Origin of the sequence: Lacticaseibacillus absianus (genome assembly GCF_013407595.1) — a bacterium.
Classification (GTDB): domain Bacteria; phylum Bacillota; class Bacilli; order Lactobacillales; family Lactobacillaceae; genus Lacticaseibacillus; species Lacticaseibacillus absianus.
Genome location: NZ_JABEKX010000001.1, coordinates 820,480 through 840,389 on the forward strand (window position 1 = coordinate 820,480; position 19,910 = coordinate 840,389).

A 19,910-nucleotide genomic window follows, 5' to 3' on the forward strand; every position below is an offset into this window, starting at 1 on the left:
GTTGGGGTTGGGGCCCTATCAAAGGCCACGGGGTGGCGCTGAGCGAGCCATACGGGGCCATTGCGATGATGACCGTCTCACCGCCAGTTGATCCGTGAGAGGATGCGGCGGCCGAGGAACTCTTGCAGGAGGTAGTAGACCGGTACGCTCGAGGCAAGGGCCGGCAAGTAGATCAGCATTAGGTCCCAACGCCAGAGGTTGGCGAGTGAGAAGATGCCGTTGACGATGAAGAAGGTGCCGAAGAACGCAACGGCGATCATGATGAGCATCGCGAGTTTGTAGCGATTGAAGGGTCGAGAGACCAAGAGCAGGACGTGAAATGAGATCACGCCGATCATGAAGACGACCAGCGTGGACGTCTGGGCGAACGACAAGCCGAAGAAGGACTCGACCCAAGTCATGACCAATGTGTAGCCGACGACGGCCAAGGCGGCGGGGGCTGCGATGGTCATGACTTTTTGCATGAACTGGCCGGTGACACGGTCAAAATTGGGTTCCAACGTCAAGAAGAACGATGGGATCGCGACGGTGATCGCGGTGACCGGCGTCAAGTTGATCGGCGTGATCGGGTAGTCGAAGTTCATGAACACGAAGATCGCAGTCAGGATCACAGAGAAGATCGTCTTGACCAGGTACATCGAGGCGACGCGCTCGATATTGTTGATCACGCGGCGCCCTTCGTTGAGCACGCCGGTCATCGCGTCGAAGTTCGAGTCGAGCAGGACAAAATCGGCGATGCTCTTGGCCGCCTCGGCGCCGCTGGCCATGGCGATGCCGCAATCGGACTGGCGCAGGGCCAACACATCGTTGACGCCATCGCCAGTCATCGCAACGGTGTGCCCGTCGTCTTGCATCGCGGCGATCAGGCGCTTCTTCTGGTCAGGGGTCACACGACCGAAGACGTTGTAGTCACGGGCGAGCGGGTGGAAATCTGCGTCTGCGGCGATCGTCGTCATGTCGAGGGCACGCGATGCGCCGGGCAGGGCCGCTTGCTTGGCGATGTTGGCGACGGTGACGGGGTTGTCACCCGAGATCACCTTGAGTGCGACGCCTTGACTGCCGAAAAACTTGAAGGTGGCGGCTGCAGTCTCCCGCACTTCATCGGTGATGGTGAGCCAGCCAAGCAGCTGCAACCCCTGAAGTGGGGCGGTGAGCGGTGGCTGGACGCTGGCAATGGCGATGACGCGGTACCCAGCGGCGGTCGCCGCAGCAATCTGGTGCGCGGCCGCGGGGTCGAGCTGTGCACCGAAGATGAATTCCGGGGCGCCCATCACGAGGCTACGCTCGGCAAAGCGGGCACCGGACCACTTGCGGGCGGAGCTGAAGGGCACCGTGTCAAGTGCCGGTGCACTCGGGGCGGGGTAGGCAGCTTTGATCGCCAGCGCCGTCTCGTTGTCGTCGTTCAAGGCATAGGTGATCGCGGCGGCGGCGGTGGTCAGCGTCTCGCTGGTGACGCCTGGGGCGGGATGCGCCGCGGCGACGCGCAGTTGGCCGCTGGTGATCGTGCCCGTCTTATCGAGGCAGATCACGTCCACGCGCGCCAGCGCTTCGATCGCAGGCAGTGCCCGCACGAGGACGCGCTTGGCGGCTAGGTTGCGCGCCCCGACGGCCAGCGCCACGTTAGTCAGCAAGACCAGGCCCTCCGGGATCATCCCGATCATCGCCGCGCTGGTCGACAGGATCGCGCGGTCGTAGTTGCCGCGCCGGATCATCGACACGGCGAACAGGGCGGTGCCCAGCGGGATCAGGACGTAGGTGAGGATGCGGATGATGCGGTTGATCGTTGCCAGCAGCTGGCTTTGACTTTTTTTCTCTGCCTTGGCTTCCAGGGCGAGCTTCGCGGCAAAGGTGTCTGCCCCAACGGCAGTGACTTGCATGTGCGCGGAACCTGCGACGATGAAGCTACCGGACAGCAGCGGATCGCCTTCATGCTTGGTGATCGGATGCGACTCACCCGTCAAGGGGCTCTCGTCGGCCTCGATCCCGTGTGTCGACGCCACCTGACCGTCTACCGGCACCTGGGCACCGCGGCGCAGTTCAAGCAGGTCGCCTAAGACGAGTTTGGCCTGCGGGATCGCCTGCCACTGGCCGTCGCGCAGCACGCGCGCGGGGGTCTCGGCGAGGATGCTCATCGCATCGATGCGGCGCTTGCTCCGGATCTCCTGGAAGGTGCCGATGGCGGTATTGATGATCGCCACGCCAAGGAACAGCAGATTCTTGTAGCTACCGGTGGTGAAGATCAAGACGCCCAGTGCGAGGTTGACGAAGTTGAACAGCGTCAGCGTGTTTTGGCGAATGATCTGGCCCACGCTGCGCGTTAGGGGCTTCATCGGCAGGTTATGCTCACCTGCACGGGTCTTGGCGGCCACTTCGGCTTGCGTCAAGCCGGTGGTCGGATCGGTGGTCGGCGTCATCAGGCATCATCTCCGTTCTTGATTCTATTGTAACGAATCACACCGGGGAACGGCTGCACGCGCGCTTGAATTAACCCAAACTTTAGCGGATTGCATCGCGTTTAGAGAAAGGCTAAAGTGGAGGACAAACAAGATAGGAAGTGTGCGTATGCAAACAGCCCCGAACGGCACTCATTTTGTCACCCTCGATAACGGGTATCACCTCTGGACCCAGACCCGCGGCACCGGCGATATTCAGCTGATGACGTTACACGGTGGCCCCGGCGGCAACAACCAAGTCTTCGAGAACTTCGCGGAGCGCCTTGCCCCGTACCGGGTGCAGGTGACCCGCTATGACCAGCTCGGCAGCTGGTTCTCCGATCAACCAGATTGGACGGATCCCGCGAACCGCTCGCAGTTTCTCAACATCGACTACTATGTGAACGAAGTCGAGGCCGTGCGGCAGCAACTCGACCTCGATCACTTCTTCCTGCTCGGGCAGAGTTGGGGCGGCGTGCTCGCGATCGAGTACGCGCTGCGCTACGGCGAGCACCTGCGTGGGTTGATCTTGAGCTCGATGATCGACAATCTAGATGAGTATATCGTTAATATCAACGCGATCCGCGATGCGATGTTCAGCGCGGCAGACGTCGCGTACATGAAAGACGTCGAGGCGCGCCATGCTTTCGACGACGCGCGCTATCAGGGCTTGGTCGCCACGCTCGGGGAACACTACTTGCACCACGCGGCCGACCCGCAACCGCGCCACCTGATCTCGATCCAAGGCACACCGGTGTACAACTACTTCCAAGGTGACAATGAATTCGTGATGGTCGGGGCGCTGAAGGACTGGGACCGCCGCGCGGAGATCCATCAGATCGCCGTGCCGACGTATCTGACCTTTGGCGGCCACGAGACGATGCCGCTAGCGGCGGCCGAGCGCATGGCCCAGACGATCCCCGACGCGACGTTGCACGTGACGCCAGGCGCCGGCCACGGTCAGATGCTGGATAACCCAGAGGATTACTTCCAATACTTGGGTGAGTGGTTGCGTGCGACCGCAGACCGGTAGCGAAAAAGAAACTGGTCATGCTGGGTTTTGGTCCAGAAGCTGGTAGAATGAAGGCAGGAGGTGTTGAACATGCTCAAAGAGACCCACGCTTTAGTCCAACAGATCGCAGACACGGCGCAAGAGCCGGTGCATACGTTCAGTGAAGTCATCAAGGCCAAGCCTGAAGTGCTCGTCGCACTGGCGGTCGTTCACGTGATCCCGATCGCGCTGGCGATCGTCGGGACCACAGAGATCATTGTCGCGCACCAGAAGGTCAAGGTCGAAAAAGAACGCACGAAACAAGCCAAGCTTCGCGCTGGGCTGGGGCGACATCACCGACACCCTGGCTGTGACAGCCATCACGGGCACCCACACCACGCCCCACGGTTGCTGGCCGAAGCGGCCCCGCAAGACTGAGTGAACCAACGGAGCAGACCCTAGGGCCTGCTTTTTTTGGTGGCGGCACCCCACCCGTGGTGCGATTCTCATTGATTTTTAATCGCAAATACGCGACAATAGACCCTATAACTTTCCTGGAGGTGGCAACATGCCAGCAATCTATGTTCGTCAAGGGCAACCGGCCGACGTGCCAGCGATCATGGGCATCATCGAAGACGCACGCGCGTTTCTCAAGGCGCAGGGGATCGACCAGTGGCAGGGGACGTATCCTGACCGCGCGGCGGTCGAGGCAGACATCGCGAAAGGGACGAATCGTCTGCTGGTCGTCGCTGACACGGTCGCCGGAACCGCGAGCCTGCTTGACGGGCCGGATCCGTTCTACACCCGTATCGATGGGGACGGCTGGATCGGGACGGACTTCTACATGATGATCCACCGGTTCGCGGTGTCCGCGGCGATCCGCGGTCAGCACCTCAGCCAGTTCTTCATGAGTAATCTGCTGACGGAGGCCTATGCGCGGGGCTACCGGGATGTGCGCATCGACACGCATGCCCAAAACGTGATCATGCAGCATGTCATCACCGGTAACGGCTTCTCGTACCGCGGGATCGTCTATCTGGACGAACCGGTCCCGGAGCGTAACGCCTACCAGTTGCTACTGAAATAGCCGCGCCGGGCGGGCCCAAGTTGGTGAACGAGCCGCCTCGTTCTGGCGCACCGCCCGAAGCGGTGCGCACGCGGGCGCGATCACCGCTTCGGCTGCACATCAAGGCGGGGTGACAGCGGGCCAGCGGTGGCTGGTGCGGCCAACTGGACCGACTGGACGGTTGAAGCCATAGGAGGAGACGGATGGGGTATCTGGGAACACTGGCACTGATTTTATTGACGACGCTGTTGTTGAGTCAGCTCAGCTTGAAGCTGGGCGTCCCGGCAGTGATCGGGCAGCTACTGGCCGGATTGCTGCTCGGCCCAGCGCTTTTGGGCTGGGTCCAGCCAACGGACATGGTGAGCGAGTTCGCTGAGATCGGGGTGATCGTCTTGATGTTCATCGCCGGGTTGGAATCGGACCTGACGTTGTTGCGGCGTTACTTTCGGCCCGGGGTGATGGTGGCAGTGATCGGGGTGATCGTCCCTGTCGCGGTGATCTTCGCTTTCAGCGAACTATGGGGCTTCTCTTTCGTCGCCGCCGCGTTTTTGGGGATCACCTTTGCCGCGACGTCGGTGTCGATCTCTGTAGAGGTGCTCAAGGAATTGAACGCCCTTGACTCACGCAGTGGCGCGACGATCCTCGGCGCCGCCGTCGTGGATGACATCTTGACGGTGATCATCCTCAGCGTGGCCGTCGGTGTATTCGGGACCGGCGCCAGCGTGACTGATGCGCCGCTGTGGCTGACGCTGGTCGAACAGGTCGCCTACTTCGGGGTGATCTACCTGGTCGTCAAGTGGGCCGCCACGTTCTTGATGCACCTCGCGGAGCGGTTGATCCCGGCTGCCAGTGTGACGATCATGTCGCTCTTGCTCTGCTTGGGGATGGCCTATCTCGCTGACTTTTTCGGCCTGTCCGCGGTGATCGGCGCCTTCTTCGCCGGCGTTGGGATCTCACAGACGCCTTACCGGCGGGAGGTCGATCACGCCCTTGAGGCGATCGGCTACGCGGTGTTCATCCCGGTCTTTTTCGTCTCGATCGGGTTGAACATGCGCTTCACTGGGCTGTTCCAGGACCTCGGTTTCATCGTGATCCTGACGGTGCTCGCCCTGCTGACAAAATGGCTGGGATGTGGCGCGGGGGCCAAACTTGCCGGGATGGATTGGACGGATGCGCATATCATCGGCTCGGGCATGGTCTCGCGCGGGGAGATGGCCCTGATCGTCGCGCAGATCGGCTTTGATGCGCAGCTGCTCCACCGTGACTTTTATTCCAGTGTGATCCTCGTGATCATCCTGACGACGCTGATCGCGCCGTTCATGCTCAAACAGGCCTTGCAGCGCCGCCCGCAACCAGAGCGTGAATGATCCGATCGGGGGCGACGCATCGCCAGCCTCTGAGTGCGTCACGCGGCGGGGTTGGGGCATAAGCAAGCGCGACCGAGTGTCATCACCAGCCGGTGATGAAGGCCCGACGCTCCCCGACCAGGTTGCGTCAACAAGCACCACTCGTATCAGCGCATGTCTGGCCGTTACGCACGGCGTTCCAACGCGCAAGCAAGCCTTGTCAGCACGGCCCCGTGTCGCCCTCGATCCTTGAGGGCCGCGGGGCCGTGTTGAGTTGTGGGCCAAAACTGCTTGACGCCTGCTTGTTTTGACAGGACTACAGGGAGCAGTTATCATGGCAGAGGCGCCTTGGTGTGAAGTCGAGGCAGACGCAGATGTGAAGGAGAGACTCTTGAAACACTTATTCTTTGACTTTGACGGGACGATCGCCAATTCTGAACGCGGAATCGTCGGTGGGATCAAGTATATGCTCAAGGCGATGCAGCTGCCGCCGCTGGACGATGCGACGTACCGGAAGTTCATCGGGCCGTCGTTGACTGCGAGCCTGAACCGTTACTACCCGACGCTGACGCCGGCCGCGGTCGCGGAGACGATCACGCACTACCAGACCTATTATCTCGACCAGGGGATCTACGAGCTGGCGTTGTATCCTGGCATTGAGCAGACGCTGGCGCAGCTCCAAGAAGCGGGCTACCAGTTGAACATCGCCTCGGCCAAACCTGAGGTGATGATCGATAAGATCGCGGCTCACTTTGATCTGGGCCACTACTTCGCCGGGATGTATGGGGCGACGATGGACGAGCGGATCCGTAGCTCGAAGACTGCAGTGTTGGCTTATGCGCTGGATCAGGCACAGGCACCGCTCGCATCGAGCTTGATGATCGGGGATCGCGACACCGATATGCAAGGGGGCGTGAACAATCAAGTCAAGACCCTCGGTGTCCTCTATGGCTTCGGCGACGCGGCCGAGCTGAATGGTGCCGGTGCGATGGGCCTGGTCGAGACGCCCAGTCAGTTGCCGAGCGGGATCCAGACAGTGCTCGGTTAAAGGCGTCGAAGCGCTCTCGGGTCATGGATCCGAGGGCGCTTCGAGCCAACACGTGAATAAGGCTCGCGGCGGTAGGGCTGATGTCGAAGGGCGACATAAGGAGGCAGGCTGATGACGAAGACCAAATGGGGCATTCTGGGGCTGGGCTTTGGGCTGATCACGCTACTTGCGATCGGGGCCCGAATCGTGATCTGGCCGCAGGTGAGTGGCCCGACGAGCGAGACTGTCGCCACTGCGACCATCGGGGAAGGCCGGGCGCCGCGTGCGGCAGTTCTTGTTCGCGTGAGTGGGGATGAGGCGGTCTCAAGCGACTTTGATCTAGCGGTTACGCAGCAACAGCAGTTGACCGTGACGGGCCGGGTCCGCCTGAAGCGGAATGGGAAGGCCCATGCGAGCGCGACGTTGGGCTTCACGTTGCACGCGACGCTGCGGGTGACGGCGGGGGAGCTGGCGATCACGCAGGTGAGCGGGACATGGCACCCCAGCGCGCGCTTGACATTGGCGAAGCGGACGCTCGCTGCCGGCGCTGGTGACAGCACTGGCTGGCCAGTCCAGGCGTTGCCGGCGGCGCGTACCTTTGCGGTGGCACCGATCGCCGCCAAGGGGCTGACTTACGTGACCCCGGACGGTGCGACGTTCACCGGTGCCCAGGTCACTGCCAGCGTGCGGATCCCGGACGTGAAGGCCCCGCTCCACGTCACAGTCCGGTTGCTCCCCAAGCGATTTTGAGCAAAAAAAAAGCGCGGTCCCCACACCACACTTGAATCAGGTCAGGAGACGAAGAGCTTGGTGCTGGCCTCTTCGAGCATGTTGAGCAATGTCTCCAGTTTTGCTTGACCCAAGACCTCGATCCACCGGTCGAATTCTGCTTGTGCCGCCTGTTCAGCCGCTTTTTCAGCGCGGCGACCAGCTGGCGTCAGCATCAAGATGTGGCGGCGCTTGTCTTGCGGTGATACGGTCTGCGTGACATAGCCCAGTGAACGCAGCATCCCCAACTGGCGTGCGATCGCCGGTTTGGTGACGCCGCGTCGCTGCACGATCTCGGTCAAACTTGTGACTTGATTGTGCGCGATGTCGTGCAGGATCTGGTATTGCTCGAACGACAAGCGGTATTCGGCGACCGGGCGTGAGATCAGGGTCTCGACGTTCTTGATCGAGCCGAAATACACATCGATGAAGCCTGCAAGCAGGCTGTCTCTATCCATAGTTTTGCCCCCCTTCAACGGTTCTGCAAACAGTCTAGCAGAAAACGCATTCCAGGCAAAACAAAACGACTCGAAAATGAGAAAAATGTATAGGCCGTTGACGAAATCGTCGTGGTCCGCTAACATGGGGGTTCGACAGAAAGGGGCGTGGCGAGATGAAGCACCGGAAGGGCACACTGATCGCAAGTTTGATGGGGATGCTGGTCGCGGCAGGCACGCTAGGGGCGTGCCTGTACTTCTATGACTACGCCTTCGTCCCGGCGCACAAGACGTTCTTGGCGAACACGCACAGCAAGCTGGAACGCGACGCGGAACGGTGGTTGAAGTCGGTCCCCCAGGAAACTTGGCATATGCAAGCGGCGGCCAGTGACCTTAAGTTGGTCGCCACCTATGTGCCAGCCGCCAAGGCGACTGCGCGCACGGTCGTGATCGCGCACGGCTACATGGGGTCTGGCCAAGAGATGGCCGCGAAGATCCAGCTGTTTCACGCAGCCGGCTATAATGTACTGGCCCCAGATGACCGTGGCCATGGCCGCTCGCAGGGGGATTACGTCGGCTATGGGTGGGTCGATCGACTCGATTACCTCAAGTGGTTGGATCGATTGATCGACCGCACCGGGCGCGCGAGCCAGATCGCGTTGTACGGGGAATCGATGGGCGGGGCGACCGTGATGTATCTGAGTGGGGAACGACTGCCGCAGCAAGTCCAGGCGATCATCGAGGATTGCGGGTACACCAGCATCATGGACGAACTGAGCTACCAGGCCAAGAGTCAGTTTGGGATCCCGCGTTACCCCTTGGTCCCGCTAGTCGCCCTGACTGCGACGATCCGGGCACGCTACAACGTTTTTACCGCCTCGACGATCCCGGCGCTGCGGCGCAACACCCGGCCGATCCTCTTCATCCATGGCTTAGCGGATACCTTCGTGCCGCCGAGCATGGCAACGCGTAGCTACGACGCAACGACGGCCCCTAAGCGCCTCTGGCTGGTGCCAGGCGCGAAGCATGCGGCCAGTCTCGATAAGCAGCCCACCCAGTACCGCAAAGTGGTGCTGGGGTGGCTTGACCGCTACATGCCATGAGCACAGCGAACGGACCAGCGCACTTGCGCTGGTTTTTTGCTTGCGGTCAGCATACTGCGGGTTTCATGTATAATAAAGGCGGAGGATACCGATATGCAAGAATCGAAATATACCCCGATCAGCCGCGGCTGGCTCGGCTTTTGGAGTTTGGTGTACAGTGTGCTACTAATCGTCGGGGCAGTTGGACTTGGCTTTGCCCTGACGTTCGGGCGACCGACGCAGGTATACCGCGTCTTAGTGGATCGCCGTGCCTTCGCAGCGATCCAGACGCGGGTCAATAACGCGACGCTGGCAGTTGCGCAGGGCCAAGGGTTAGAACTCGAGGCGACGACCAACGTCACGCCCGAAGCGGCATTGAAGGCGGCGCTGCGCACTGGCTTGGCGATCAGTAGTAACTTCAACGCCGTGCCAGCGCGCACGCCGATGGTGGTGCCGGCATACGTGACCACCGCTTCAACGGCCAAGACACCGTTAGATCTGACCCCCCTGACCCAAGCAATCACGGCCGAGTTGGTCAAGGCGGCCAAGGACCAGGGGCTGGCCTATAGCGGCACGATGCGCCAGCAGACCGAGACCAAGGTCGCTACCATGATACAGACTAAGATCACCCGTGACTTGATGTTGCAAGGGTGGGGGCTGGTCTATCCCATGCTGACCTTGATGGTCCAGACTGCGGCGATCGTCGGGGCGATCCTCGCGCTGATCGTCTTGGCGATCATGCTGTACTGTAGCCATAGCTGGCAACGCTGGTTCAAAGTGGCCGGGCGGGTGACCTACGTGATCGCCTTTCTCGGTGGTCTAGGCGCGATGATCGCCGGTTCACGCACGTTCGTTGCGCTGCTGGGCAACCTTGGTGGCCTAGATCAGATCATCTGGCAGGAGCTGTTCCACCAGTTCGCCCCGACTTGGCAACGGGTAGCCGGGATCACCGTCGTCGTCGGCTTGAGCCTCGCGTTGGTCGGTCAGGTACTCCGCGCACTGCAACGCCGCCGAGCGTCAAACTAGACAGGCCTGTTCGGCTATGGGATACTGGCGTCACCACATTATCGAAGAAGGTGATCTGATGGCGTTTATCGCAATGCTGTTGGTGTATGTTGGTGGACCGGTGTTGGCATTCTTCGTGATCGCACTGGCCGTCAAGACGGGAATCGTCTGGGCGGTCCAGGCGCTGGAAGCGGCTGGACGGTGGCCTCGTTAGCCCGGACCACGCCAAACAGCGCGCCGTTCAGGCGCGCTGTTTGGCGTGGCTGACTCACTCGGGGTGGGCGCGATCCGGATGGCGCAAGTTGTAGATGAGGGCGATCAGCACCGTTGCGGTGCCGCTTCCAATGAAGACGAGACTGTCGAGGCGCCACCCGTTGCGCCAGAAGTAGGCGAGGGCGACGCCCAGCCATAGCAGGCAGACGGCGATCAGCCGCCAGACTAAGGGTGGCACATGTGGGCGGACGAGGTGCCAGTAGCGCGTGCGCACGAATTGGCTGACGACGGTGATGGCACTGGTCAAGATCACGAGAAGCGAGAAGCTCAGCTGGGGCAGCCGCATGCCGGGCCAGTGAAAAATGTGGCCCATCAATAGCAGACATAGGAGTGCTGACGCGAGCATCGTCGCCCAGTAACTCTGGCGCGCGACTTTGAGGCCGCGCGCTTTTTGCGTCAAGTCGGTGACGAAGCCATGGTCTGCACGAACTAAGGTGTCCAACGAAAGGGCGAACAAGTCGCAGAGCTTGATCAGGCTCTCCAGATCTGGGTAAGTGCGGCCGGTCTCCCATCCTGAGATGGTCTGCCGGGTGAGGTTGAGCCGGTCGGCGACTTGCTGTTGCGTGAGGTGGTGCGCCTGCCGTGCGGCTTGTAGGTTGGTGCCAAGTGGTGTCATGATGATCCCTCCGATTCACGATTCGCCTTCATGATACGCGGTGGCCCGTCGGGTGACTAGCCTAAGCGGCGACGAGTTTTGTTGCGCGTCAAGCATGAGGGCCCTAGGTGCGACTGGAGGGGCTGAGCGCCTGGCAAACGGGGTCTGCACCCAGACCGGCGGCTTGTCATTCGCCGCGCAGGCTTCTTTGGGCAAGTCGCGGGGCAGGTTATTTCCCGGGCAATCATTCAGGCATCGACTGGCCGATCTGCCGCTGCGAGACGCATCGTATGGCTGACAGGCGCCAAGTCCTGGGTGATTGCGCAAGCAACTTGTTATCGCGGACGATCGTCGGCTGGGTCGATGGGAGAGACTGGTGGCCTCATGCGGGCGCTAGTCGGCTTTGGGGTGACGGTTGCGCCACCACTGGAAGCCGGCGACACCACCGATCACGCCCCACATCAGCGGCAGCGCCGCGCTGACACTGTCAGCCGTCAGCTGCCCGTTGTGGATCAGAGGCTGGCCGTAATGAAGGGTGACTTGCCACCACAGCTCTTGGCCAGCCATCAGTAACCAGGCGAGCCCGAGTAGCGCAAAGGCGAGCAGACTGCCGTCGCCTTGGTGAGGGCGCAGGTAGGCGCCAGTGAGGATGAAGTAACAGGTCACCGGCGTCATGACAAGCAAGAGACACCACATGGTCAGGGTGAACTGATCGGCAAACAGCGAGTGGTCGGCGAGCATGATCCTGGTTTGGTTGACCCCCAGTAGCCCTAGCAGTCCCCAGAAGCCGCCGGTGTAGCCGCGCCGGCGGGCCGTCAATTGACGTTCATCAAACATAGCACGTCCTCCTCAGTGAAATAGTTGTAGATAGCCCAAGAGCGCAGCCCAAGCAAGCGCGATCGCGAGTGCCAGTCGCCGGTGGTGACGGACGGTCCCATCGACGATGATCAGCGGTAGTAGCATCATGAGGAAGTTGGTCACCGTCGTCCCGACGGAGGTGTGGACGTCTGCGCGCCCGGCACGCACCCACAGCGTCAGCGCCAAAAGCCCTACCCAGCCGATCAGGATAGCCAGCCGTCGCGGGGTCGGGCGCAGTGAGCTCAAGGTGCCATTTGCGATCGCCTTGCCGGTCGCGGTCAGGGCAGGAAGGCCGACGGCGAGGACCAGGGCCCACGCCGTCGCCCCGGCGCCGATCTGGCCGTGCACCCACAGCGGATCGAGCGTGCCGCGTGCAGTGCTGGTGACGAGCTGGTGGATCTGAAGACCAGTCAGCGCCCATAAGACGAGCGCCAGCACCGGGAGCAGGCCTTGGTTGGTGGGGGTAAGGTAGGCATCCGTTAGCAGGAAGTAGGTGATCAGGCCGCCGCCGGTCAAGGCCAGCGTGACACTGATCAGCCCCAGCTGACTGGCGAACAATGGGTGTCCTAAGACGAGCTCAGCGTGCAAAGCGCCGAGCTGTAGCCCGATCAAGCCGGCTAGTGCCCAAGGGTAGCCGCGATGCTGAAGTTGGATCTGGCGTTCATCGAAGCGAGTGGTCATGGTCAATCCTCCCAGAATAGGTCATCAAGTGTTTTGTTCAGTGCCTTACAGATCCGCAAACAGAGCTGGATCGTCGGGTTGTAGTCGCCTTTTTCAATCGCACCGATGGTTTGGCGGGTCACGCCGATCCGGTCGGCCAGTTCTGCTTGGGTGAGATCGTGTTCGGCGCGGGCAGCGCGCATCTTTGTGTTCTTCATCGGTTCACCTCGATTGTAGTGTATGACATAGCCAACGAAATGACAAGTATATTTTACATTATTAGGGTACACCGACCGTGTTTTTGCGCTGATCTTGGTCGCAATTGACGCAGCGTGGGTGTCTTAACGCTTTTGTAATCCCTGCGGTCGCCGCGACGTGGCATGATTAGGGGGAAACGGAGGGATGAAGATGACGATCTTATTAGCCACCTTGCAGGAGCGGCGCGCGGACCGCTACACCCGATCACAGCTGACGGCTGCACTGGCGCACTGGCAGGCGGCCTATGCCTCGGTATGGCTGAGCGTGGGCGAGACTACGGCGGACTGGCTGCAGACATGGGTCATGCAGCAACCGCACAGTGTCCGGCTCCCGGTGCGCGGCGCCGCATACGCACGGCGTGAATTGGTCCGGGCGGCCCTGCCGTCGGTGCCCGCGGACGCAACGGTCCACCTCGTTGATTTTGATCGGCTGGTGACCTGGACCGCGCTGGCGCCGGACGAGCTACTGGCGTTAGGCCGCTCCACGCTGCCACCGGCCACTTACGAGGTGCTTGGACGCACACCGGCGGCTTGGGCGAGCCATCCGCAGACCTGGCGTGAGACTGAAGCCTTGACGAACCGTGTCGCAAGTGCGGTGCTGGGACTAGCCGGGATCGATATCACCGCGGGCAGTGAGCGATTCACCGCTGACTTGATGCCCCTGTTGCTCACAGGGACCGCGGCGATGAATGATGGCGAGTGGCCGCGCTTGTGTCAGGCGGCCGGTGCAACGCTGCGCTATCGCGCCTGTGAGGGGTTGGCGTACCGCGCCGACTTGAACGGTTACGGCCGTGATGAGACCCGCGAACTGGTCGGCCGGATACGGCTCGCTGCGGTGATCACACAGTCGCTGATCGCGGACTGACGCGCTAACGCCGCTGGATTAAGGCCAAGGTTGGGGCGTCGGGGGTGGGCTGACAAGGCTGCGGAAGACCGACGCGATGAGGGCGTGTCAGCACCGGTGCGTTGAGTCGCGGGGCGGGTCTTTCCGGTCAGCGCTGATGGATCAGATTAAAAAACGGTGTTGACATCATGAGAGTTCGCGGCTATCATGAACCACAACAACAGATGACGTGCTACGCGAAGAAGAGTAGCCAGCAAGCCGCGCTAAAGAGACCCCGGATGGTGAGAAAGGGACGCGGCGACCTGGTGAAGATGAGCTTCAATCAGCAGCCCAGGGGTTCACGCCGTTGAGCCGGGTGCAACCGTTACAGATGCCGGGGATCATCAGGGTCCCGCTGAGGTGGGGTGACCCACGAACACAGGGTGGTAACGCGAGCGATCGTCCCTCGACTGGTAGTCAGTCGAGGGATTTTTTTGTTCAGCTGACGGCGTGACAATGTACCCGCACCGCTAGGGACACTTGCCGATGCCCCGCTCATCACACTGCCCGTACACACAAGCCAATCACGGAGGACAAAACATGACAACGACGACACACGCCCCATTTCACGCAGATCTGGTCGGGAGCTTGCTCCGCCCGGCGACTTTGAAGCAAGCCCACGCTGACCGAGAGGCTGGCAAGATCACAACTGAAGCGGAACAGGCGATCCAGCAGGCGGAGATCCGCCGCATTGTCGACAAGCAGGTCGAGTTGGGGTTCAAGGCGGTGACGGACGGGGAATTCTCTCGCCAGTACTGGCACCTCGATTTCTTCTGGGGCCTAAGCGGTGTTGCTGAACTGCGCCACGCGACGTACGATAAGAACTTCAAAGGCGATATCGCGCCTGCGGACAACGTTAAGCTGGCTGGCCGCGTCACCTTCAACCCGGCACACCCGTTCTTTGACGCATTCAGTTACCTGAACAGCATCGTGCCGGAAGGGGTGCTGGCCAAGCAGACGATCCCGACGCCTTCGTTGCTGTTCCGTGATCATCGCAGTGATAACTGGGCTGAGTTTTACCCCAGCATCGACGCGCTGGAACAAGATGTGATCACGGCGTATGTCCAGACGATCCAGCGCTTCTACGCGCTGGGGTGCCGCTACATCCAGATCGACGACACGAACTGGGCGTTTTTGATCCACAATTTGCGTCGCACGGCAGGCGATAAGACGGCGGCCCAACCGTTCATCGAGCTGGCCGAGCGCTCACACCGGCTGCTTGCCGGGATCCTTGCCCAAGTACCGGATGATCTGACGGTCACCTCACATATCTGCCGCGGCAACTTCCAATCGACTTACCTGTTCACTGGCGGTTATGAGTATGTCGCTGAATACCTGAAGGATCTGCCATATGACGGGCTATTCCTTGAATATGACAACCCGCGTTCAGGTAGTTTTGCGCCGCTTGAGACGATCTGGAATCACGACGCGAACAAGACACTGGTGCTGGGGGTGATCACGTCTAAGTTCCCAGACCTCGAGGCACCTGCACAGATCGAGCACCACTTCGACGAGGCGAAGGCGCTGATCCCGCTGGCGAATCTGGCCCTGTCGACGCAGTGCGGGTTCGCCTCCACTGAGGAAGGGAACAAACTGACCGAGGCGCAGCAATGGGCGAAGTTGCAGTTGGTTCAAGAGATCGCGCAGACACTGTGGGCGTGACGTGGTATGCTGGCATCATCATTTAATGGAGGAGATCAGAATGGCAAAAGTCGAAAGTTTTGAATTAGATCACACGCGGGTCTTGGCGCCGTATGTCCGCTTAATCGCGGTAGAGGAAGGCCCGCACGGCGATAAGATCTCGAATTTTGATCTGCGGTTGGTTCAACCCAACGCGGATGCGATCCCGACCGGTGGTCTGCACACGATCGAGCACCTGTTGGCCAGTCTGTTGCGCGACCGGATGGATGGTGTGATCGACTGCTCACCGTTCGGTTGCCGCACCGGGTTTCATCTGATCACCTGGGGCGAGCACAGCACGACCGAGGTCGCAACGGCGCTCAAAGGGAGCCTGACGGCGATCACGACGGCGATCACCTGGGCAGACGTGCCCGGGACGACGATCGAGTCTTGTGGGAACTACAAGGACCACAGCCTGTTTTCGGCGAAGGAGTGGAGCAAGCTGATCCTGAGCCAGGGGATCTCGGTCGACCCATTCGACCGGCGCGTGTTGGTCTGACCGAACACAAAGGGGCTAAAACACAATTAACGGCCCAAGAATGAATCACGACTGTTCCAGACGAGTACGACCCATGAAGCGACGCCCAAGTCGAATAAGCGCGGTCCCGCGAAAGCCCTAAGCTCAGGGTTTTCACGGGACCGCGTTTATGCTCTGGTAAAACCGCTTTATGGCTCAGCCGCTTTGTGTCGCCGCACTCAGCCCAAGGCGGCGCGGGTGTCGATCAGCGATTGTAACTTGGTGGTCACGAACACGATCGTCTTACTGGACGGTGAGAATAGCGAATGTTCGGGGCGGGAGTGCTGCCAGTCGATCACGCCGTATTGCGGCGCGAGTCGCTGGATGTCGGCCGGACCATAGTCGATCTGGTCGGCCAAGCCCCACATGGTCGCCAATGCGCGGCGGCGCAAGCGGATGACCTTGCGGCAGATGACCTGATTGGCGATCAGCCACACGAGGTAAGCGGCCCACGCAAGCCACGGGTAGCCGGTCCGAAACAGGATAAGGTATAGGGCGATCAGGCCCAGCACCGTTGCGCTGGCCCACAGCCACATGATCTGGTGTGTCTTCATCTCCGGCACCTCCTTATGGCTAGTGTACGCGCTTTCGAGTGGCCGTGCAAAAAAAAGCCCACTGAACTGGCCGGGGGCTCAAGCTGCGTTGGGGCGCCTGCCGACAAGTCTGTGGCGCTTGCTGGGCCCTTACTTGTAGGTCACGGTATAGCGGGTGACGCGCCAGGTTTGTTTGTTGGTGGCGGTCACGCCGATCTGCTCGACTTTGGCCTTGATCTGTGGGGCGGTCAGGCCGTAGCGGGGAAAACACGGCAGCTCGGCATAAGTCAGCCCCAGCCAGCCGGATCCTTCGGTCGTGGTCGCGGTCGCAGACCCTGCGGTTTCGGTGTACGTCTGATTGTAGCGAACGGACTTGCCGGTCTGCTCGTTTTGGATCTCTAAGTAACTGGTAATGCGCGGTTTAGTGGCGTGCTTGGTCTTAGCTGCGGTGACTGTGGGGACAGACATTGGGCGCAGCGCCTGATAACTAGTGATGCCTGCTAGGGCCACGAGCAAGGCGCCGGCTAACCGTGACCGGATCATGTCAATCACTCCTTTGGCGAATTGGGCTTAGTTGGTGAGGGTGGTCGTGAAGCACAGTGGTACCAGCATTCCCGCACTTTGGTAACTGATGGTGAAGGGACTGCCACTGCCCTTGAAGCTCGGCATCTCGGCCCAAAAGGTCATCGTGCCAGTGGTGCCGCTGGCGGCCCGGCCACCACCAGCCATCTGGTTTTTGACGATCTGACCGGGCTGGTCATCGAACCCGCGAATGGTGAAGTCGGTGAGTCTGGGCGCAAAACCGTCCGATCGCGCGTAGTTATGGTAGGTCACAGTGACTTGAACGCCTTTGCGCGCCGTCAGGACCACGCCGCGCGTATCGGCGGCAATAATGGTTTCACCTTGGGCACTGAAGTCATTGGTGACGGCTTTGAGCGTTATGCCGAACTGTGGCTCGCTTTGCAAGTCTTGAACGATGCCTTCTTTGCCCGCAGCGAAGCTCGTCGGAGTCACGACCAGGCGCTTGGCGCGCACCTGGCTGAGCTGGGACTTGAGTTGCTTGTTCTCACGGACCAAGGCTGCTGTCGAATCAGTTTTGGCTGGTTGGCCGCACGCCGTCAAGAGCCCGCTGATCAAAGCGATCACGGTCACGTGGGCGAGCCAGTGCGCGGATGTGCGTGTCATATGCCCACTCCTCATGCTTTATTAATTATATTCTAATCCGAGGCGGCGATCGCCACAAGACTTAGGCCACTGAAACCAAAAAAAACACGTCGCAGGGACGTGTTTGTGGTCAGATCAGGCCTGGTCGCCGAAGAATTGGTGCAAGAAGGCAGCCACGCCGTCGTGGTGGATGTCGCGCGTGTGGTAGTCGACCGCGGCCTTCACGGTTGCGTTGGCGTTCCCCATCGCAACACCGTACCGGACAGTGGTCAGCATCTGGAGGTCGTTATTGCCATCGCCGAACGCCATCGTGTGGTCCAGTGGGATCTTGAGCTGCGCACAGACGCGGCGGATCGCCGTCGCCTTGTTCACGCCGTGAGCGGTGATCTCGATGTTGTCCGGTGCAGAGCTTGAGGTGTCGATGTCGGTGATCGTCGTGTAGGCAGCTCGGGCTGCGGCCAGCTTCTCGGCGTCGAGCGGTTCGATCGCGATCCCGTTGGTGATCTCAGCTTGATGCGCCAGCAGCGCCTCGGCCGAATCGATCCGCAGGTAGTGGGCAGGATCCTGGCCGGCGATCCGGTTGGACCCATCTTGGGTCATGTGCGTCGGCAATGCGTCGAGGTAGAGCACGCGTTCCTGGGTGAAAAAGTAGGTCGGCAGCTGCAACCGGTGGCTGGCCGCATACATTTGGCTCAGCGCGTCAGCCGTGAAGTGGCAGGCGTCGATCGTCCCGTCGATCTGAGTGACTGACCCGTTGGCGCCGATGACGTTCAACCCGGGGCTGACCCGGTCAGCCATCTCGCGGGCGGAGAACAGTGGCCGACCGCTGGCGATGAAGAACTGATGGCCCGCCTGGCGGTACTTCGCGATCGCGGCTTTGGTCGCGACAGTGGGAATCTGGGTATGATCGACCAGGGTCCCGTCGACGTCCATAAAAATTGCGTATGTTGACATGCCTGACATCCTTTGTCTATGTGATGCCTTCAGTCTAAGCGTTTTCACCACCGAAAACAACCGCTTGCCAAAGTCACTTGACTGGGGCACACTGAAGCACGATAAGGAGGTGAGCCAATGAAAGATCAACGGTTCGTCCGGGTGCACCAAGAGACTAGCTATGCGCATGTGATCGAGATCCTCGTCGACCGACAGACGCGCGTGCAATATCTGTGTAGCACCGTCGGCGTCGGGGGCGGTAGTCTGGTCGTGCTCGTCGATGCGCAGGGTCATCCCTTGCTATACGACGGGTCCCTCGATTAACGCACTGAAGCGCCGCTGGTGGGGCAGCGGCGCTTCAGGTATACCCGACTCAGGGGGGCTGATGGGGGTAAGGAGTGGGATCGATATGAAGAAAAAGGGTTTGGCGAGAGACTGGTATCCCTCGTTGTCTCCATTGTACCAGTTGTACGCCATTTAATCATTAACAATTTTGTATTTTTTGCGCAACCAGACAGTTGGTTCGAACGACCCGACGCATCCCTTGGAGGAACACGCGATGACACTGGCCACACGCTTCATGCAAGCAAATCAGAATCCGAGCCACTATTGTGAATATGTCGGGGAGACCGAGGCGGCGATCGCTGAAGGTCTTGCCGACGTGACGGTGATCGACACGCCAACGGTGCTGGCCGGGTTAGAGCAGTATGCCGTCGGGTCAGTCTGGACCGCCGAAGTCTGGGGGCCGTACTTGCGCAAAGCGGCCACGCTCGACCAGGTGATGCCAATGCTGACTGCACAGCTCACGCAACGACCGGCGCAATTGTGCTTCTTCTACACGGCAGCAGATCAAGCCCTCTCGGCGTGGCTGGCGGCGCATCACGCGACACGCACGCAAGAGACGATCTGGCGGCTCACTCCGATCGCAGGTGGGGCGGGGGTGCGGCAGCTTGAGGCGTTGACACCTGCGGTCCAGGCCCTTCACCACCAGTTCTGGCGCGGGCAGCTGCCGCCGGTGGATGCGACGCACTGGTGCTTCGTCGCGATCAGAGATGGCAGACTGGCCGGCTACGCCTATGCGGAGGTGGATGGTGAGGTCGGGCGACTGGATTTCGTCGCCGTGGCCCCAACTGCACGCCACGCCGGCTTGGCGACCAGCTTGATTGCGGCGGTCTGGGCCGCGATGGTCGCGTATGGGCGCTCGACCGTTTTTTTGGTTCAAAGCGAGCGCGCGGTCGCCGCTGGGCGGCTCTACGCGAAGCTGGGCTTCGAGCCGGTACGGACGCTGATCGCGGATACCTTGTGGGTCCCGTTAGACGATCAAAAAGCCCGCTGTTAGGGGGCAGCGGGCTCGTGGATTGGTATCCGACCAGGGGGAACTGATCCGGATTCGGAGTAGGATA

The 19,910-nt window shown here is 60.8% G+C and carries 24 protein-coding genes; 14 read left to right on the forward strand and 10 right to left on the reverse strand.

All coding sequences use genetic code 11. The features are described 5' to 3' along the window. Nucleotides 1–77 precede the first annotated feature (77 nt). Nucleotides 78–2,414, reverse strand: coding sequence for an HAD-IC family P-type ATPase (locus HII33_RS03410; RefSeq protein WP_179394391.1), 2,337 nt, complete (start codon nucleotides 2,412–2,414; stop codon nucleotides 78–80). A 148-nt stretch (nucleotides 2,415–2,562) separates the two neighbouring features. Here HII33_RS03410 and HII33_RS03415 point away from each other — a divergent pair, with 148 nt between their 5' ends. From HII33_RS03415 to HII33_RS03440, 6 genes are all read left to right on the forward strand, one after another. Continuing rightward, nucleotides 2,563–3,465, forward strand: coding sequence for a proline iminopeptidase-family hydrolase (locus HII33_RS03415; RefSeq protein ID WP_179394392.1), 903 nt, complete (start codon nucleotides 2,563–2,565; stop codon nucleotides 3,463–3,465). Between the two features lie 69 nt (nucleotides 3,466–3,534). Continuing rightward, entirely contained in the window at nucleotides 3,535–3,861 is a 327-nt protein-coding gene (locus HII33_RS03420) for a hypothetical protein (protein ID WP_179394393.1), read from the forward strand. Nucleotides 3,862–3,991: 130 nt separating this feature from the next. Next, the gene (locus HII33_RS03425) at nucleotides 3,992–4,510 is read left to right on the forward strand and encodes a GNAT family N-acetyltransferase (RefSeq protein ID WP_179394394.1); all 519 of its coding nucleotides are present in this window, start codon (nucleotides 3,992–3,994) and stop codon (nucleotides 4,508–4,510) included. Nucleotides 4,511–4,692: 182 nt separating this feature from the next. Continuing rightward, nucleotides 4,693–5,856, forward strand: a complete 1,164-nt coding sequence (locus tag HII33_RS03430) for a cation:proton antiporter (protein WP_179394395.1) — start codon at nucleotides 4,693–4,695, stop codon at nucleotides 5,854–5,856. Between the two features lie 370 nt (nucleotides 5,857–6,226). Beyond that, entirely contained in the window at nucleotides 6,227–6,883 is a 657-nt protein-coding gene (locus HII33_RS03435) for an HAD hydrolase-like protein (protein WP_179394396.1), read from the forward strand. 111 nt (nucleotides 6,884–6,994) lie between these two features. After that, nucleotides 6,995–7,612 carry a hypothetical protein gene (locus tag HII33_RS03440; RefSeq protein WP_179394397.1) on the forward strand — a complete coding sequence of 206 codons (618 nt, stop codon included), beginning with the start codon at nucleotides 6,995–6,997 and terminating at the stop codon, nucleotides 7,610–7,612. A gap of 41 nt (nucleotides 7,613–7,653) precedes the next feature. On the opposite strand, the gene HII33_RS03445 is transcribed toward HII33_RS03440, so the two are convergent. After that, nucleotides 7,654–8,088 (reverse strand): MarR family winged helix-turn-helix transcriptional regulator, encoded by a 435-nt coding sequence (locus tag HII33_RS03445; RefSeq protein WP_179394398.1) that lies wholly within the window; start codon nucleotides 8,086–8,088, stop codon nucleotides 7,654–7,656. Between the two features lie 155 nt (nucleotides 8,089–8,243). Here HII33_RS03445 and HII33_RS03450 point away from each other — a divergent pair, with 155 nt between their 5' ends. From HII33_RS03450 to HII33_RS13880, 3 genes are all read left to right on the forward strand, one after another. Further along, on the forward strand, nucleotides 8,244–9,170 hold the full coding sequence (locus tag HII33_RS03450; RefSeq protein WP_179394399.1) for an alpha/beta hydrolase: 927 nt from the start codon (nucleotides 8,244–8,246) through the stop codon (nucleotides 9,168–9,170). 93 nt (nucleotides 9,171–9,263) lie between these two features. Next, on the forward strand, nucleotides 9,264–10,175 hold the full coding sequence (locus HII33_RS03455; RefSeq protein WP_179394400.1) for a hypothetical protein: 912 nt from the start codon (nucleotides 9,264–9,266) through the stop codon (nucleotides 10,173–10,175). Between the two features lie 58 nt (nucleotides 10,176–10,233). Further along, on the forward strand, nucleotides 10,234–10,368 hold the full coding sequence (locus HII33_RS13880) for a hypothetical protein (RefSeq protein WP_281362204.1): 135 nt from the start codon (nucleotides 10,234–10,236) through the stop codon (nucleotides 10,366–10,368). 54 nt (nucleotides 10,369–10,422) lie between these two features. On the opposite strand, the gene HII33_RS03460 is transcribed toward HII33_RS13880, so the two are convergent. From HII33_RS03460 to HII33_RS03475, 4 genes are all read right to left on the reverse strand, one after another. Next, nucleotides 10,423–11,043: a helix-turn-helix transcriptional regulator gene (locus HII33_RS03460; protein ID WP_179394401.1), complete on the reverse strand. Its 621-nt coding sequence runs from the start codon at nucleotides 11,041–11,043 to the stop codon at nucleotides 10,423–10,425. Nucleotides 11,044–11,415: 372 nt separating this feature from the next. Next, nucleotides 11,416–11,859 (reverse strand): hypothetical protein, encoded by a 444-nt coding sequence (locus HII33_RS03465; RefSeq protein ID WP_179394402.1) that lies wholly within the window; start codon nucleotides 11,857–11,859, stop codon nucleotides 11,416–11,418. A gap of 12 nt (nucleotides 11,860–11,871) precedes the next feature. After that, a complete protein-coding gene (locus tag HII33_RS03470) occupies nucleotides 11,872–12,561 on the reverse strand; it encodes a hypothetical protein (RefSeq protein ID WP_179394403.1) in 690 nt (229 codons plus the stop codon). Nucleotides 12,562–12,563: 2 nt separating this feature from the next. Then, nucleotides 12,564–12,758 carry a helix-turn-helix transcriptional regulator gene (locus HII33_RS03475; protein WP_179394404.1) on the reverse strand — a complete coding sequence of 65 codons (195 nt, stop codon included), beginning with the start codon at nucleotides 12,756–12,758 and terminating at the stop codon, nucleotides 12,564–12,566. A gap of 190 nt (nucleotides 12,759–12,948) precedes the next feature. Between HII33_RS03475 and HII33_RS03480 the strand changes: the two genes are divergently transcribed. The 3 genes from HII33_RS03480 (at nucleotide 12,949) to HII33_RS03490 (ending at nucleotide 15,859) form a co-directional block, all read left to right on the forward strand. Beyond that, on the forward strand, nucleotides 12,949–13,662 hold the full coding sequence (locus HII33_RS03480) for a hypothetical protein (protein WP_179394405.1): 714 nt from the start codon (nucleotides 12,949–12,951) through the stop codon (nucleotides 13,660–13,662). 558 nt (nucleotides 13,663–14,220) lie between these two features. Next, nucleotides 14,221–15,342 carry a 5-methyltetrahydropteroyltriglutamate--homocysteine S-methyltransferase gene (locus HII33_RS03485; protein ID WP_179394406.1) on the forward strand — a complete coding sequence of 374 codons (1,122 nt, stop codon included), beginning with the start codon at nucleotides 14,221–14,223 and terminating at the stop codon, nucleotides 15,340–15,342. A gap of 40 nt (nucleotides 15,343–15,382) precedes the next feature. Beyond that, entirely contained in the window at nucleotides 15,383–15,859 is a 477-nt protein-coding gene (locus HII33_RS03490; RefSeq protein WP_179394407.1) for an S-ribosylhomocysteine lyase, read from the forward strand. A gap of 197 nt (nucleotides 15,860–16,056) precedes the next feature. Here the strand turns inward: HII33_RS03490 and HII33_RS03495 are convergent, their stop codons facing one another. From HII33_RS03495 to HII33_RS03510, 4 genes are all read right to left on the reverse strand, one after another. Then, nucleotides 16,057–16,431, reverse strand: coding sequence for a hypothetical protein (locus HII33_RS03495; RefSeq protein WP_179394408.1), 375 nt, complete (start codon nucleotides 16,429–16,431; stop codon nucleotides 16,057–16,059). Nucleotides 16,432–16,560: 129 nt separating this feature from the next. Beyond that, entirely contained in the window at nucleotides 16,561–16,953 is a 393-nt protein-coding gene (locus HII33_RS03500) for a hypothetical protein (RefSeq protein ID WP_179394409.1), read from the reverse strand. A 27-nt stretch (nucleotides 16,954–16,980) separates the two neighbouring features. Next, a complete protein-coding gene (locus HII33_RS03505) occupies nucleotides 16,981–17,595 on the reverse strand; it encodes a hypothetical protein (RefSeq protein ID WP_179394410.1) in 615 nt (204 codons plus the stop codon). Nucleotides 17,596–17,709: 114 nt separating this feature from the next. Then, nucleotides 17,710–18,528: an HAD family hydrolase gene (locus HII33_RS03510; RefSeq protein WP_179394411.1), complete on the reverse strand. Its 819-nt coding sequence runs from the start codon at nucleotides 18,526–18,528 to the stop codon at nucleotides 17,710–17,712. A gap of 117 nt (nucleotides 18,529–18,645) precedes the next feature. On the opposite strand from HII33_RS03510, the gene HII33_RS03515 reads away from it, so the two are divergent. Continuing rightward, nucleotides 18,646–18,831, forward strand: coding sequence for a DUF6440 family protein (locus HII33_RS03515; RefSeq protein ID WP_179394412.1), 186 nt, complete (start codon nucleotides 18,646–18,648; stop codon nucleotides 18,829–18,831). A 235-nt stretch (nucleotides 18,832–19,066) separates the two neighbouring features. Beyond that, nucleotides 19,067–19,846, forward strand: a complete 780-nt coding sequence (locus HII33_RS03520; protein ID WP_179394413.1) for a GNAT family N-acetyltransferase — start codon at nucleotides 19,067–19,069, stop codon at nucleotides 19,844–19,846. Nucleotides 19,847–19,910 lie beyond the last annotated feature (64 nt).